The sequence below is a fragment of the Nocardia sp. NPDC050378 genome (assembly GCF_040655675.1).
GTDB lineage: Bacteria > Actinomycetota > Actinomycetes > Mycobacteriales > Mycobacteriaceae > Nocardia > Nocardia coubleae.
In genome coordinates, this window is the sequence record NZ_JBFAKI010000003.1 from 55,730 (window position 1) to 69,848 (window position 14,119).

Genomic DNA, 14,119 nt, shown 5'->3' on the forward strand with positions numbered 1-14,119 from the left:
CGGCTGGCAGTGCGCTAGGCGGCTCGCGCACCAAAACGCCGAAGGCCGGGCAACGCGTACGCTGCCCGGCCCGACGGTGTTCTCAGCGGTTGGCGGCTCGGTTCACTGCCGAGACGACGGCGCGCAGGGAAGCGGTCGTGATGGAGGTAGCGATACCCACACCCCACACGACCTTGTCACCCACAGCGACCTCGACATATGCAGCGGCCTGAGCATCGTCGCCCGCCGACATGGCGTGCTCGCTGTAATCCAGCACCCGCACGTCGTAACCAACAGTGGCCAGCGCATCGACGAAGGCAGCCAGCGGTCCGTTGCCCGACCCGCTGATCTCCTGCTCGACACCGTCGACCTTCACCGTCGCGAGGATGGAGTCCACCCCGCCATCGGTCTCGGCGGCGGTGACCGTCTGCTTGATGCGTTCCAGCGGCAGAATCGGATTCAGGTACTCCGTGGCGAAGACGTCCCACATCTCCTTGGGCGTCACCTCGCCGCCTTCACCGTCGGTGATCGCCTGGATGGCCTGGGAGAACTCGATCTGCAGGCGGCGCGGCAGCACCAGCCCGTGATCGGTCTTCATGATGTAGGCCACGCCGCCCTTGCCGGACTGCGAGTTCACCCGGATCACGGCCTCGTAGGTGCGGCCGACGTCCTTCGGGTCGATCGGCAGGTACGGGACCTCCCAGACGATGTCGGCGACGTCGGCGTCCTGCGCGTCGGCGGTGGCCTTCATCGCGTCCAGGCCCTTGTTGATGGCGTCCTGGTGGCTGCCGGAGAACGCGGTGTACACCAGGTCGCCGCCGTAGGGGTGACGCTCGGCCACGGCCAGCTGGTTGCAGTACTCCACCGTGCGACGGATCTCGTCGATGTCGGAGAAGTTGATCTGCGGGTCGATGCCACGGGAGAACATGTTCATGCCGAGGGTCACCAGGCAGACGTTGCCGGTGCGCTCACCGTTGCCGAACAGGCAGCCCTCGATGCGGTCGGCACCGGCCTGGTAGCCCAGCTCGGCGGCCGCGACGGCGGTGCCGCGGTCGTTGTGCGGGTGCAGCGACAGCACGATGGAGTCGCGGCGGGCCAGGTTGCGGTGCATCCACTCGATCGAGTCGGCGTACACGTTGGGCGTGGCCATCTCGACGGTCGCGGGCAGGTTGATGATCAGCGGCTTGGCCGGGGTGGGCGCGATGATCTCGGAGACCGCGTCGCACACCTCGCGCGCGTAGTCCAGCTCGGTACCGGTGTAGGACTCCGGGCTGTACTCGTAGCGCCATTCGGTGTCGGGGTAGCGCTTCTCGATCTCCAGGCACAGCGCGGCGGCGTCGGTGGCGATCTTCTTCACCGCGTCGCGGTCGGCGCGGAACACGACCCGGCGCTGCAGGATCGAGGTGGAGTTGTAGAAGTGCACGATCACGTTCGGCGCGCCGTTGCACGCCTCGAAGGTGCGCTCGATCAGCTCGGGGCGGCACTGGGTGAGCACCTGGATGGTGACGTCGGCGGGGATCGCGCCGTCTTCGATGATCTCGCGGACGAAGTCGAAATCGGTCTGGCTGGCGGCCGGGAAGCCGACCTCGATCTCCTTGTAACCCATCCGGACCAGCAGGTCGAACATGCGGCGCTTGCGGGCGGGGCTCATCGGGTCGATGAGGGCCTGGTTGCCGTCGCGCAGGTCGACGGCGCACCACGCGGGCGCGCGGTCGATGATCTTGTCCGGCCAGGTGCGGTCGGGCAGCGTGATCGGCTCGACCTCCTCGGCGTACGGGCGGTACCGGAAGGCCGGCATCGAGGAGTTCTTCTGGTTGTTCCAAGCGGGCTGGTCGGCCGGGGCAGGTTTGCTGGGGGCCGTGATGGTGCGCGAAGCGGATACGAATGCGTCAGCCGAGGACATGCAAGTTTCTCCGTGGGTGTGGTGGATTCCCTGATGGGAGCGGGTCGACCGGCGCGTTGGAACCCCGCGACGGGAGCCGGTCCGTATCAGAACCCGTCGCGGCGGCCGAGAAGAAGTGCCCGCTGCATGATTCCCCGAGCTTACCGTGTGTGAAGGCGCGCTGGTAAGCGGCCTGCGGAATTGGGTACGCCGATATCTACCGCACCGTCCGACCGGTACGGTTTCCAGGGACAGCAACGCTTGTACGTGCCCGGCGCACGACGAGACGTCCCAAAGGAATTCGCATGACTTGGTTCGAGCAACTGGCCGTCTTCGTGGCCGGAATCGCGGCGGGTGGCATCAACACCATCGTCGGGTCCGGCACACTCATCACCTTCCCCGCGCTGTTGGCCTTCGGTTTGCCACCGGTGACGGCGAACGTCTCCAACACCATCGGTCTGGTCCCCGGCTCGGTGAGCGGGGTGATCGGCTACCGCCGCGAACTGGTCGGCCAGCGCGAGCGGCTGCTGCAACTCGGCACCGCCTCGCTGCTCGGCGGCATCACCGGCGCGGTACTGCTGCTGACCACGCCCGAGGCGGCGTTCAAGGCGGTGGTCCCGGTGCTCATCATCGCGGCCCTGATCCTGGTGATCGTGCAGCCGCGCCTGGCGGCCTGGGTGAAACGTCGCCGCGGCGAGGACACCCCGGCACCCGCGCACGGGGGGCCGATCCTGCTCGTCGCGGTGTTCGGCACCGGCATCTACGGCGGCTACTTCGGCGCGGCCCAGGGCGTCCTTCTCGTCGGGCTGCTCGGTGTGTTCGTGCACGAGGACATCCAGCGGCTCAACGCGGTGAAGAACGTGCTCGCGCTGATCGTGAACGCGGTGTCGGCGGTGATCTTCATCGTGATCGCCGACGTGAACTGGCAGGCGGTGGCGCTGATCGCGGTCGGCTCGATCATCGGCGGTCAGCTCGGTGCGAAGGTCGGCCGCAAGTTGCCGCCGAATGTGCTGCGCGCGGTGATCGTCGTCGTCGGTTCCATCGCGGTCGTCCGCCTGCTGACGACCTGACGTGGGCGCCTACTGGTGATCGGTGACAAATCCGGCCACTAGCGGGGCCGATTCCGAAGTTGCGCGGTATTCTGCGCTCGGCCATGCGTGATGAGGGAGGTGGCCTGGTGCACAGACGTGCCTTCTTCAAGGCGGCGGGACTGGCGACGCTCGCCGGGACTGTCGGATCGACCCTGACGGGTACGTCCGCGCACGCCGACCCGCGATCGGCGATGTTCGAAGCGTGGGTTCCCGAGATCTTCACCCCGGTTCCGGACGCGCCCGCGCACACCAGCGCCATCGTCATCGGCTCCGGCTTCGGCGCGGCCGTCACCGCGTTGCGCCTGGCCGAGGCGGGCATCGACAACACCGTGCTCGAGCGCGGTTCGCGCTGGCCCAACGACCCGTGGCGCGAGATCTTCACCGGCGACGACCTGCCCGACGGGCGCGGGTTCTGGCACCGCACCAGCTTCACCGGGGTCACCAAGGTGCCGATGAGTTTCGGCGCCTTCGGTGGTGTCCTCGACGTCACCGAGTACGCGGGTATCGATGTGTGGCGGGCGGCGGCCGTCGGCGGTGGTTCGGTGATCTTCACCGGCGCGATGGTCGCTCCCGAGCGCAGGCTCTTCGACCAGGTCTTCGGCGGTGTCGTCGACTACGGCGAGCTGGAACGGGTGTACTTCCCGAGGGTGCGCCAGATGCTGCGTCTCGACCCGATGCCCGGTGACATCTACCAGTCCCAGCCGTTCACGCACTCCCGCGCCTGGGACGACCAGGTGCGCGCGGCCGGGTACCAGCCGGTGCCCAACGACTCGATCTTCACCTGGGACGTGCTGCGCGCCGAGCTGGCAGGCGGCTCGCGTCCGTCGGCCACCGTCGCCCGGTCCAACCTGGGCAATTCCAACGGCGCCAAGTTCGACCTGAACCAGAACTACCTGCGCTACGCCGAGCAGACCGGCCGTTCCCGGGTGTACTCGGGTCACCGGGTGGACAGCATCGCCCAGGAACCCGGCGGCAAGTTCGTGGTCACCGTGACGAAACTGGCCCCGACCGGCGCGCAGCTCGGTACCCGCACCCTGACCTGCGACAAGTTGTTCCTCGGCGCCGGTTCCGTCGGCACCTCCGAACTGCTGGTTCGCGCCCAGGCCACCGGCGCGCTGCCCAACCTCAACGAGCACATCGGCGACGGCTGGGGCACCAACGGTGACGTGGTCCTGGCCCGCGGCGCCAGCGGCCTGGCCGGTTTCGGTCAGGGCGTGCCGAGCGCGAGCCGCATCTACGACGAGTCGACCATGCCGCTGACGCTCGAGAACTGGTACATCCCCGGCATCCCCTTCGAAACCGGCGCGCTCGCCTCACTCGGCATGGTGCTCGACCCGACCCGCGCCCGCTTCGGTTACCACCCCGCCACCGGCGGCGTCGGCCTGACGTGGCCCGCGGCCGCCCAGGACGCGGTGGTGCACGCGGCACGCGCGGTCGACCGCCGGATCGCCGACCGGGCCGGCGCGCTGGCCGAATACGGCGCCCTCGGCTACGACGCCAACGCCGAGTTCACCGCACACCCGCTGGGCGGCGCCGTGCTCGGCAAGGCCACCGACGCGTACGGTCGGGTGCACGGACACCCTGGGCTGTACGTGATGGACGGTGCCGCGATTCCCGGCAGCACCGCGACCGTCAACCCGTCGCTGACCATCACGGCGCTGGCCGAACGCAATATCGAGGCGATCCTGCGCGGCTGACACGCGCCGAAGCCCACTCGGACGGCGCCGCAACCAATTAGCGTGGGCAAAGTACTGGCCGCCGACCGGGCGGGCCGAGTAGCGGCGTCAGCCGCCGGAACCACAGGAGCGGTCGAGTTGGCGTCACCGGGGATCGAACCGGTCGAGGTACAGGACGTGCGGACCAAAACACCGTCGCTGCGCCTCGACATCTTCATGCTCGTCCTGGCGGTCGTGTCGGTGGTGCTGGTCGCCTGGATCACCTTCTTCCCGGTGTCGGGCACGACCTATCACGCGATCGTGGTGACCGACTGGACCATCTGCGGCATCTTCGCGATCGAGTTCCTGTGGCGCTGGCGGCGAGCGGGCTGGCCGTGGACGTTCCCGTTCGTGTACTGGTACGAAGTGCTCGGCATGATCCCGGTGACCAGCCCGATCTTCCGTGGCTTCCGGTTGCTGCGGATCGTGGTGATCCTGATCCGGCTCGGCCGGGTGGCCGACCGGGCGTTCGGTGAGCGGGTGACGGCCAAGATCGTCAATCGGTTCGTCGGCACCATCGTCGACGTGATCCGCCGCCCGATGACCGTCGCGATCCTCGACGAGGTCTCCAATGTGCTGCGCGCGGGCCACTACACCAAGAACATCGCGGCCGCGCTCGAGGAGAACCACGCCGAGATCGACCAGCTCATCGTCGATCTCATCAAGAACGATCCGCAGACCGGCAAGCTGCGCTATGTGCCGTTCCACGACGACATCATCCGGCTCGTCGCCGACACCGTGTACCGCATGCTCAACCAGCTGCTCGACGATCCGCGCACCGACGAACTGGTCGCCGACATGCTGCGCGAGAACCTCGACCAGATCAACGAGGCCGTGCGCGCCGGCGTGCGGGTGCCGCCCTCACAGCGCGGCGCGACACCGGCCGAACACGGTGTGCGCCATCATCTCTCGCAGATCAAGCGTGCCTGATCTCGTCGCGCCTGCGCGCATAGTGCACCGTCTCCCAGATCACCGGCGCGGCGAGGACCGCGCACAGCAGGCCGAGGGAGACGAGTGCGGGCAGCTGCGCGGCGACCGGGATCAAGGCGAACAGTAGGGCCGCCACCAGCACTCGGGCGGTCGAGAACTGCCGCACCGCGGCGTATTTCGCGCCGACGACCGCCAGCAGGAACACGGCAGGTCCGGCATAGAGCGCGCCGAGCGGAATGCCGTACAGCGGATCGGTGAGTTGATGGTGCGAGGAGTCGCCCACGTAGTACAGCACCTTCTTCAGCCCCAGCGAGAGCGCGATGACACCGGCGATCATCGGAAAGTGCCCGTAGGTGTAGCTGAACTGGGCGATCTTGATTTGCGCCGAACCCTTCGCGTTCGCCAGCCCCTCTTCCATCGAGATGGCCGCCACGTCGAAGTACAGCCACCACAGCAGACCCGACACCGTCAGCCCGAGCATCGAGGCCACCGTGATCGGCCACGAGATCGGCAACCCGGCCACGCCGATACCGATGGACACGATCGACTCACCCAGCGCGACGATGACGATCAGCCCGTACCGTTCGGCGAAATGCTTGGCCGAGTTGATCCGCCAATCGGTGCCGGCCACCGCCGTCCAGGCCATGTCGCCGACGATCGCGGCGAGCCACAGCAGCATCTGCGCGAGACCGGAGGTGGTCGCGGCGATCACCAGCAGTGCGGTGCCGACCGTGATCGACCCGAGCGCCCAGCGCAGCAACTGCCCGCGCAGCTTGGGGTCGTCGCGGCTCACCGTCCAGAAGATGACGACATGCACCAACCGCACGACCAGGTAGGCGATGGCGAAGACGAGCGGTCCGTACCAGCCGCCGGGCAGGTCGACGAACGCCTCGGGAATGGTGAGCGCGGCCAGGAACGCCCCACCCATCGCAATGAAGATCCCCACTCGGGCGATGCCCTCGTCGGCGCGCACCACGTTGCCCAGCCACGAATAGGCGATCCACAACCACCACATGAGCGCGAGCACCAGCAGGGCGCGCAGCATGTTCGCGGCCGAGGTGTTGTCGGCGGCCAGGTCGGTGACCATCGTGAACGCGAAGACGATCACCAGGTCGAAGAACAGCTCGAGCTGGGTGACCGAGCTGCCCTCGGTCACGGGCTGGAATCTGGCCCGTGGTTTTCCGATCATGGGCCTATCGTGTCACCTCGGAGCCGAGGCGGCGCGCTACTCAGCCGACGGCGTAACCCTCGTTCTCCGGGAATCGCTCGGCGAAGTCGATGAAGTTCGCGACCGCTTCCTCGTTCTGCTTACGCAAGGTGCGGTTGAACAGGATGCCGGGGATGGGTAGCGGATAGCGCAGCTCGACGTGCAGATCGACCTCGGTGGCCTCGCCCCCTTCGAACAGCTCGAACGAGCCGCCACCCTTGGAACCGCGACTGCTGTCGACGACCTCCCAGGACACCCGGTTCGGTTCCCAGTGATACTCCAGCACCTGGGTGTCGGAATCACCCATGAAGTGGGCGGTGACGAACACCCGCCGCGGTCTGCCTTCGGCATCGGGCGGGCCCATCCGCACATCGCTGTAGGACGGCGACCACTCCGCTAGGCGATCGACTGCCAGGAGGGCATCCATGACCTGGTCGATATGAGCATCAACGGTGAAACGGATGTCGATCTTCGAGCGCATCTTGCCTGTCCTCCGAACCCCCGCTGTCTCTCGCGCCCGATTGTGCACAGTTGTACCAGTGATCGTCAACACGTCTATGGTCTGGACAAACGACCGGGTCAGCCGCGAATTGCCCGCTCGACGGCGATTTCGATCAGCTGTGAACTCTGTTGCTCGGTGAACACCCCTGGGAGGGTGAGGTGTTCGAGGATCAGCCAGTTCAGCGCCAGGTACAGCAGTAGTACGGAAGCTTCGTCGCCCGGCTGACCCGACGCCAGGTGATTGCGGACATTGAATTCCAGATCCGCGCCGACCCGCTCGGTGAGCACCTTGCGCAGCTCCGGACGACGGGTCGCTTCGAGACGTAATTCGAGCAGCGCGAGGTAGGCGGTGCGGTGCGATTCGAGCCTGCCGACGACCTCTTTCATCAACGCGGTGATGTTCTCGACCGTTTTGGGGCCCTCGCTGACCAGGGCGAGCGTCTCCTCGGTCGGTTGGACCACCTCGTAGAAGCGGCTGCCCGCCTGGGTGAGCAGTTCGTCGCGGTTGGCGAAGTAGTTGGAGGCGGTTCCGGCGGGCACGTTCGCCTGCTTGTCGACGGCGCGGAAGGTGAGGCCGCGGGCGCCCTCGGCGGCGAGTACCTCGATGGCGGCGTCGAGCAGGGCTTGTCGACGTTCGGGATTCTTTCGCACTTGACACCACTCTGTCTGTAGTACTACGTTTTAACCACTTCACACATAGTACAACAACTGAGGCGGTACCCCATGCGAAAGCTCGTCTACTACATCGGCGTCTCCCTCGACGGCTACATCGCAGGTCCCGGCGGTGAGGTCGACTTCTATCCGACGCCACCCGAGTACGTGGAGTGGATGATGAACGAGTTCCCCGACTCCATCCCCACCCACTTGCGCGCCCACTTCGGCATGGACCCCGAGCTACCGGCGAAGCACTGGGACACCGTGCTGATGGGGCGCGGCACCTATGTACTGCCGGAGGGGCACATCGAGAGCCCGTTCTCGCATTTGAAGCAGTACGTCGTCTCGTCCTCGCTCGATCAGGGCGAGCATTCCGGTGTCGAGATCTTCTCCGGCGATCCCGTCGAGCTGGTGCGCGAGCTGAAGAAGGAGGACGGCGGGGACATCTGGCTGTGCGGCGGCGGCAAGCTGGCCGGTCAGCTCATCGACGAGATCGATGAAATGGTCGTCAAGAGCTACCCGGTGATCGCGGGCTCCGGAGTTCCGGTGTTCACCGGCGTCTTCAAACCGACAAACTTCCGTCCTGTCCGGCGCCGGGAATTCGGCAACGGCACGCAGGTCACCTGGTTCGAACGGGCCTGATCGCCGAGATCGTGCACAGGTGACGAGCCTGTGTCGTTTTGCACAGGTCAGGGAGGTAGCGGCAGATCACGGGACCGGCGGCCGGTACTCTAGGTCCCTGATACCGAACTGATACCCGATCGCGAAGGACCTTGCTGTGGCTCTCGTTGTTCAGAAGTACGGAGGATCCTCGGTGGCCACCGCCGAGCGGATCCGGCGCGTCGCTGAACGGATCGTGGAGACCAAGAAGCAGGGCCACGACGTGGTCGTGGTCTGCTCGGCGATGGGTGACACCACCGACGAACTCCTCGATCTCGCCGAGCAGGTGGCCCCCGCGCCACCCGCTCGCGAGATGGACATGCTGCTCACCTCCGGTGAGCGCATCTCGAACGCGTTGGTGGCCATGGCCATTCACACCCTCGGCGCCGAGGCGCGCTCGTTCACCGGCTCGCAGGCCGGTGTCATCACCACGGGCGCGCACGGCAACGCCAAGATCATCGACGTCACCCCCGGCCGGCTGCAGGAAGCCCTCGACGAAGGCCAGATCGTGCTGGTCGCAGGCTTCCAGGGCGTGAGCCAGGACAGCAAAGACGTCACCACCCTTGGCCGCGGTGGTTCCGACACCACCGCCGTCGCCCTGGCCGCGGCGCTGAAAGCCGATGTCTGCGAGATCTACACCGACGTCGACGGCATCTTCAGCGCCGACCCGCGCATCGTCAAAGACGCGCAGAAGCTCGACAACATCTCCTACGAGGAAATGCTCGAGATGGCGGCCTGCGGCTCGAAGGTGCTCATGTTGCGCTGCGTCGAGTACGCGCGCCGCTACAACGTGCCCGTTCATGTCCGGTCGTCCTACACCGACAAGATCGGCACCACTGTTTTCGGATCGATGGAGGACATTCCCGTGGAGCAGGCAATCCTGACCGGCGTCGCGCACGACCGCAGCGAAGCCAAGGTGACCGTCGTGGCACTGCCGGACGAGCCGGGCTACGCGGCCAAGGTGTTCCGCGCGGTCGCCGACGCCGAGATCAACATCGACATGGTGCTGCAGAACATCTCCAAGGTCGACACGGGCAAGACCGACATCACCTTCACCCTGCCCAAGACCGACGGCGCGCGTGCGGTGGAGATGCTCACCAAGCGTCAGGACGAGATCGGTTTCGCGCAGGTCCTCTACGACGACCACATCGGCAAGGTGTCCCTGGTCGGTGCGGGCATGAAGTCGCACCCGGGCGTCACCGCGACCTTCTGTGAGGCGCTGGCCAATGCGGGCGTCAACATCGATCTGATCTCCACCTCGGAGATCCGGATCTCGGTGCTCGTGCGCGACACCGAACTCGACGAGGCCGTGCAGGTGCTGCACAAGGCCTTCGATCTCGGCGGCGACGAAGACGCTGTCGTCCACGGCGGAACGGGGCGCTGATCATGGGTGTACGTGTAGGTGTTGTCGGCGCGACCGGTCAGGTCGGCGCCGTCATGCGCAAACTGCTCGAGGAGCGCGACTTCCCGGCCGACGAGGTGCGCTTCTTCGCCTCCGCGCGCTCGGCCGGTAAGACGCTGCCGTGGCGCGGCGGCGAGATCGTCGTCGAAGACACCGAGACCGCCGATCCGTCGGGTCTCGACATCGCGCTGTTCTCCGCCGGGGCGACCATGTCGCGGGTGCAGGCGCCGCGCTTCGCCGCCGCCGGTGTCACCGTCATCGACAACTCGTCGGCCTGGCGCAAGGATCCCGATGTGCCGCTGGTGGTCTCGGAGGTCAACCCCGAAGTCACCCGCTCGCTGCCCAAGGGCATCATCGCCAACCCGAACTGCACGACCATGGCCGCGATGCCGGTGCTCAAGCCGCTGCACGACGTGGCGGGGCTGCAGCGTCTGATCGTGTCGTCGTACCAGGCGGTGTCGGGTTCCGGGCTGGCCGGTGTCGAGGAGCTCGCCTCGCAGGTGCGCGCGGTGGCCGCCGACGCCGAGAAGCTGGTGCACGACGGTTCGGCCGTCGACTTCCCCGCCCCGAACAAGTACGTCGCGCCCATCGCCTTCGACGTGATCCCGCTCGCGGGCGCGCTCGTCGACGACGGCTCGGGTGAGACCGACGAAGACCAGAAGCTGCGCAACGAGAGCCGCAAGATCCTCGGCCTGCCCGACCTGCTGGTGAGCGGCACCTGTGTGCGCGTGCCGGTGTTCACCGGGCACTCGCTGTCGATCAACGCCGAATTCGCCGAACCGATTTCGGTGCGGCAGGCGCAGGAGTTGCTGGCGAAGGCACCGGGCGTGCGGTTGGTCGACGTGCCGACTCCGCTGGCTGCCGCGGGTCAGGACGATTCGCTCGTCGGTCGCATTCGTCAGGATCCGGGTGTGCCGAACGGCCGGGGCCTCGCCCTGTTCATCTCGGGCGACAACCTGCGAAAGGGCGCCGCGCTCAACACGATTCAGATCGCGGAAGTGTTGCTGAACAACCGCTGACAGGTACTTTCCGAAGCCGGGTCACCCTGCGGGGTGGCCCGGCTTTGTCAGCGGATGCCCGGGGTACGCGGGTCGTTGCCTACGCAGGCGAGGATGGCGCAGCCAGGGGGGATGCTGGCGAAGGGGGCGGCAAGGGGTTGGTTGAGGCAGTTGAAGACTGTGCAGCCGGGGTAGGCGCCGGGACCGATGCCGAAGACGGCCAGCAGGATTTCGGCGTCTACCAGGGATTTCGGGTCGAAGTTCAGGGGTGGTTCGACGTAGGGGGCGGGCGTCGGGACGGGGGCGTCGGTGACGGCGGCGAAGAGGCGGCGGAAGAATTCGTGGGGGAGTTCCTCGGCGTGGGCGAGGATGCCGCTCGGGCCGTAGGCGGAGATGTTGCCGAAGGCGCCGGTCCACATCACCATCATGTCCAGCTCGGGCAGGAAGAAGACGTTCTGCAGGGCCAGGCCCGACATGAAAAACGTGTTGTCCGGCAGGAATTCGGGTGACTCGTTGCACCCGGCGCCCACCCAGAAAAGGTAGCCGTAGCAGGGGTTCTGTTTCGACGGCGTGCGCGCTCTGCGCAGATAGTCGGCCGAGATCACCTGCTCGGCGCCCCAGCGGCCGTCGTTGGCGACGAGCAGGCCCACCTTGGCGAGGTCGTCGGGCGGCAGCATCAGGTGGGCGTAGCCGTAGGTGTGCCCGGAACGGTCACGTGCCCAGTAGTAGTCGGTGGCGGGGATGCCGAGCGGGTCGAACAGCTCGCGCTGCGCGAACTGCTGCAGCGGTTCGCCGACCGCCAATTCGATGACATAGGACAGCAAGTCGACATTGCGCTGGCTGTAGCTGAACGCCGTGCCCGGCGGGTTCGCCAGCGGGACGGCCAGCGCCTGCACCGCACTGTTCGGGTCGACGGGCACCACGGCGGTGATGCCCTCGGTGAGCACACCGACCTTCATCCCGGAGGTTTCGGTCAGCAGGTGTTCCACGGTGATCGACCGGTGCGTCGCATCGCCGAGACCAGGTGGCAGGTAGCGGTCGATAGGGGCGTCGATGGCGAGTTTTCCCTCGTCCGAAGCGATTCCGGCGAGCATGGACGTCACCGATTTGGTGACACTCCAGATGTTCCACGCCACCTTCCCCGTCTCGTGATTGCGCAGGCCCTCGCCGACGAGGCAGTTGTGCCGGAACACCTGCACATTGAGCCGGTTGCGGGTGGCCGCGAACTGCAGTGCCTCCGTGAGTTTCGCCGAATCGAGGCCGACCGCTTCGGGTTCGGCGCGTTCCAGGTCGCGGGCAGAGGTCACCTCGCAAGTGGTCGACGGTGCGCTCTGGGCGGGGGCGACGAACAGCGTCGCCGATACCAGCGCCGTGACGAATACCCCTGCGAGAACACCCCTGATTCGCATAATTCGAGGTTAGTTCGCTCGCGGCGCCGTAACCCGTAAAGCGAGGCCCCTAACCCGCGGGTATGTTCCGCCGCACTCCGTATACCGCCGCGCCGAGGCCGAGAACCGCGAGTCCGGCCAGCACCGAGCCGATCGGCAGCGAGAAGCCGACCACCACACAGCCGAGCGCGCCGACGACCGGAACCCACCGCGCCGGACGGTTTTCGGCGCTGCTCAGGGTCGCGGCCGAGAGGTTGGCGACGAGGTAGTAGGCGAGGACCGCGAACGAGGAGAATCCGATGGCGGCGCGCAGGTCGACGGTCGCCGCGAGCACGGCGACCACCACACCGACGGCGAGTTCGGCGTGGTGTGGCACCGAATAGCGCGGATGGACGGCGGCCAAGGTGGCGGGCAGGTGCCCGTCACGCGCCATCGCCAGCGTGGTGCGCGAGACGCCGAGGATCAACGCCATCAGCGAACCGGCCGCCGCGAGCACCGCGCCCACCCGCACCACCGGCGCCAGCCACCCGGCGCCTGCGGCCTCGACGACCCGGGCGAGCGGGTCGTGAGCGGCGGCCAGTCCGCCGGAACCGAGCGTCAGCAGGGCGGCCACCGCGACCAGCGTGTACACCGCGAAGGCACCGGCGAGTGCCAGCATGATCGCACGCGGAATGGTTCGTTGTGGGTCGCGCACTTCCTCGCCGAGGGTCGCGATGCGCGCGTATCCGGCGAAGGCGAAGAACAGCAGCCCGGCCGCCTGCAGCACGCCGTACGGGCCGATCTCGTCATCGAGAACGATTGCCGCCGAATGATCTCCACTCACCCCGGCCACCACGACAGCCGCGAGCACGGCGAGTACCGACCCCACGATCACCCGCGTGGCCAGCGCGGACTTCTGCACCCCCACGTAGTTGATGCCCGTGATGACGACCACCGCCGCCACCGCGACCACGTGCGCGTGTTCGGGCCACGCGTAGCTGCCGACCGTCAACGCCATCGCCGCGCACGAGGCGGTCTTCCCGACCACGAACCCCCAGCCGGCCAGGTACCCCCAGAACGGACCGAGCCGCTCCCGTCCGTACACGTACGTCCCACCCGACACGGGATAGAGCGCGGCCAGCCGGGCCGAGGACTGGGCATTGCAATAGGCGACGACGGCCGCGATGCCCAAGGCGAGCAGCATCCACGACCCGGCCGCACCGGCGGCGGGACCGAGCGCGGCGAACACCCCGGCACCGATCATGGCGCCGAGCCCGATCACCACACAGTCGCGCAGACCGAGACCCCGCGTCAGCTCCATGGACCCCATCGTCGAGCATCGCGATCACCGGCGCGACCCGAGAAACGACGAACGCCGCCAGGTCGATGAGGGTGACCTGGCGGCGTTCGCGAGTCGAGCGGATCGCGTGGGGCGATCCGGTCTCCGGTGTCGACGCCCCACAAGCGCCTCTCGGCGAGTGGTCGCTCGTAGCGACAAAGGGGTGAGGCCCGGGGCTGTTCGGACGCCGACAGTGGTGTTCAACCGGTGAGCCCCGCGGACTATTCCGGGATCCGGGTGGTGACGCTGCTCACTGCCCGAGCAGGTCGGGGCGCGGAGCTGTCCGGCTCCGCGCCGTTGTGCGGTGTCAGAAGTTGCTGAACCAGTACAGCAGGCTCGCCAGCAACCAGACGATCATCGTCTCCATCGTCGTACTCCATCTCTTCGGTCCTTC

Annotated in this window: 12 protein-coding genes; 6 read left to right on the forward strand and 6 right to left on the reverse strand. The window is 67.2% G+C overall.

What is annotated here, in order from left to right; genetic code table 11:
• Positions 1–82 precede the first annotated feature (82 nt).
• Entirely contained in the window at positions 83–1,882 is a 1,800-nt protein-coding gene (gene leuA, locus AB0I35_RS07960) for a 2-isopropylmalate synthase (protein ID WP_357395091.1), read from the reverse strand.
• A gap of 284 nt (positions 1,883–2,166) precedes the next feature.
• Between leuA and AB0I35_RS07965 the strand changes: the two genes are divergently transcribed.
• From AB0I35_RS07965 to AB0I35_RS07975, 3 genes are all read left to right on the forward strand, one after another.
• Positions 2,167–2,931, forward strand: a complete 765-nt coding sequence (locus AB0I35_RS07965) for a sulfite exporter TauE/SafE family protein (RefSeq protein WP_357395092.1) — start codon at positions 2,167–2,169, stop codon at positions 2,929–2,931.
• A 107-nt stretch (positions 2,932–3,038) separates the two neighbouring features.
• Positions 3,039–4,649 carry a GMC oxidoreductase gene (locus AB0I35_RS07970; RefSeq protein ID WP_357395093.1) on the forward strand — a complete coding sequence of 537 codons (1,611 nt, stop codon included), beginning with the start codon at positions 3,039–3,041 and terminating at the stop codon, positions 4,647–4,649.
• 42 nt (positions 4,650–4,691) lie between these two features.
• The gene (locus tag AB0I35_RS07975) at positions 4,692–5,597 is read left to right on the forward strand and encodes an ion transporter (protein ID WP_357395094.1); all 906 of its coding nucleotides are present in this window, start codon (positions 4,692–4,694) and stop codon (positions 5,595–5,597) included.
• Here AB0I35_RS07975 and AB0I35_RS07980 read toward each other — a convergent pair.
• The 3 genes from AB0I35_RS07980 to AB0I35_RS07990 form a co-directional block, all read right to left on the reverse strand.
• Positions 5,584–6,786 (reverse strand): low temperature requirement protein A, encoded by a 1,203-nt coding sequence (locus AB0I35_RS07980; RefSeq protein ID WP_357395095.1) that lies wholly within the window; start codon positions 6,784–6,786, stop codon positions 5,584–5,586. The genes AB0I35_RS07975 and AB0I35_RS07980 overlap by 14 nt on opposite strands.
• Positions 6,787–6,826: 40 nt before the next feature.
• Positions 6,827–7,285 carry an SRPBCC family protein gene (locus AB0I35_RS07985; RefSeq protein ID WP_357395097.1) on the reverse strand — a complete coding sequence of 153 codons (459 nt, stop codon included), beginning with the start codon at positions 7,283–7,285 and terminating at the stop codon, positions 6,827–6,829.
• 98 nt (positions 7,286–7,383) lie between these two features.
• On the reverse strand, positions 7,384–7,956 hold the full coding sequence (locus AB0I35_RS07990; protein ID WP_067494545.1) for a TetR/AcrR family transcriptional regulator: 573 nt from the start codon (positions 7,954–7,956) through the stop codon (positions 7,384–7,386).
• 72 nt (positions 7,957–8,028) lie between these two features.
• Between AB0I35_RS07990 and AB0I35_RS07995 the strand changes: the two genes are divergently transcribed.
• From AB0I35_RS07995 to AB0I35_RS08005, 3 genes are all read left to right on the forward strand, one after another.
• Complete coding sequence (locus AB0I35_RS07995; protein ID WP_357395098.1) at positions 8,029–8,601, forward strand: dihydrofolate reductase family protein; 573 nt, start codon at positions 8,029–8,031, stop codon at positions 8,599–8,601.
• A gap of 136 nt (positions 8,602–8,737) precedes the next feature.
• Positions 8,738–10,003, forward strand: coding sequence for an aspartate kinase (locus AB0I35_RS08000; RefSeq protein WP_067494539.1), 1,266 nt, complete (start codon positions 8,738–8,740; stop codon positions 10,001–10,003).
• 2 nt (positions 10,004–10,005) lie between these two features.
• Complete coding sequence (locus AB0I35_RS08005) at positions 10,006–11,040, forward strand: aspartate-semialdehyde dehydrogenase (RefSeq protein WP_357395100.1); 1,035 nt, start codon at positions 10,006–10,008, stop codon at positions 11,038–11,040.
• A 47-nt stretch (positions 11,041–11,087) separates the two neighbouring features.
• On the opposite strand, the gene AB0I35_RS08010 is transcribed toward AB0I35_RS08005, so the two are convergent.
• On the reverse strand, positions 11,088–12,428 hold the full coding sequence (locus AB0I35_RS08010; protein ID WP_357395101.1) for a serine hydrolase: 1,341 nt from the start codon (positions 12,426–12,428) through the stop codon (positions 11,088–11,090).
• Positions 12,429–12,477: 49 nt separating this feature from the next.
• Entirely contained in the window at positions 12,478–13,716 is a 1,239-nt protein-coding gene (locus tag AB0I35_RS08015; protein WP_357395102.1) for an amino acid permease, read from the reverse strand.
• Positions 13,717–14,119: the final 403 nt, after the last annotated feature.

Bases quoted from the DNA above. Each gene is read 5' to 3' on its own strand.
- leuA (WP_357395091.1), bottom strand. From the start codon at position 1,882: ATGTCCTCGGCTGACGCATTCGTATCCGCTTCGCGCACCATCACGGCC.
- AB0I35_RS07965 (WP_357395092.1), top strand. From the start codon at position 2,167: ATGACTTGGTTCGAGCAACTGGCCGTCTTCGTGGCCGGAATCGCGGCG.
- AB0I35_RS07980 (WP_357395095.1), bottom strand. From the start codon at position 6,786: ATGATCGGAAAACCACGGGCCAGATTCCAGCCCGTGACCGAGGGCAGC.
- AB0I35_RS07985 (WP_357395097.1), bottom strand. From the start codon at position 7,285: ATGCGCTCGAAGATCGACATCCGTTTCACCGTTGATGCTCATATCGAC.
- AB0I35_RS07995 (WP_357395098.1), top strand. From the start codon at position 8,029: ATGCGAAAGCTCGTCTACTACATCGGCGTCTCCCTCGACGGCTACATC.
- AB0I35_RS08005 (WP_357395100.1), top strand. From the start codon at position 10,006: ATGGGTGTACGTGTAGGTGTTGTCGGCGCGACCGGTCAGGTCGGCGCC.
- AB0I35_RS08010 (WP_357395101.1), bottom strand. From the start codon at position 12,428: ATGCGAATCAGGGGTGTTCTCGCAGGGGTATTCGTCACGGCGCTGGTA.
- AB0I35_RS08015 (WP_357395102.1), bottom strand. From the start codon at position 13,716: ATGGGGTCCATGGAGCTGACGCGGGGTCTCGGTCTGCGCGACTGTGTG.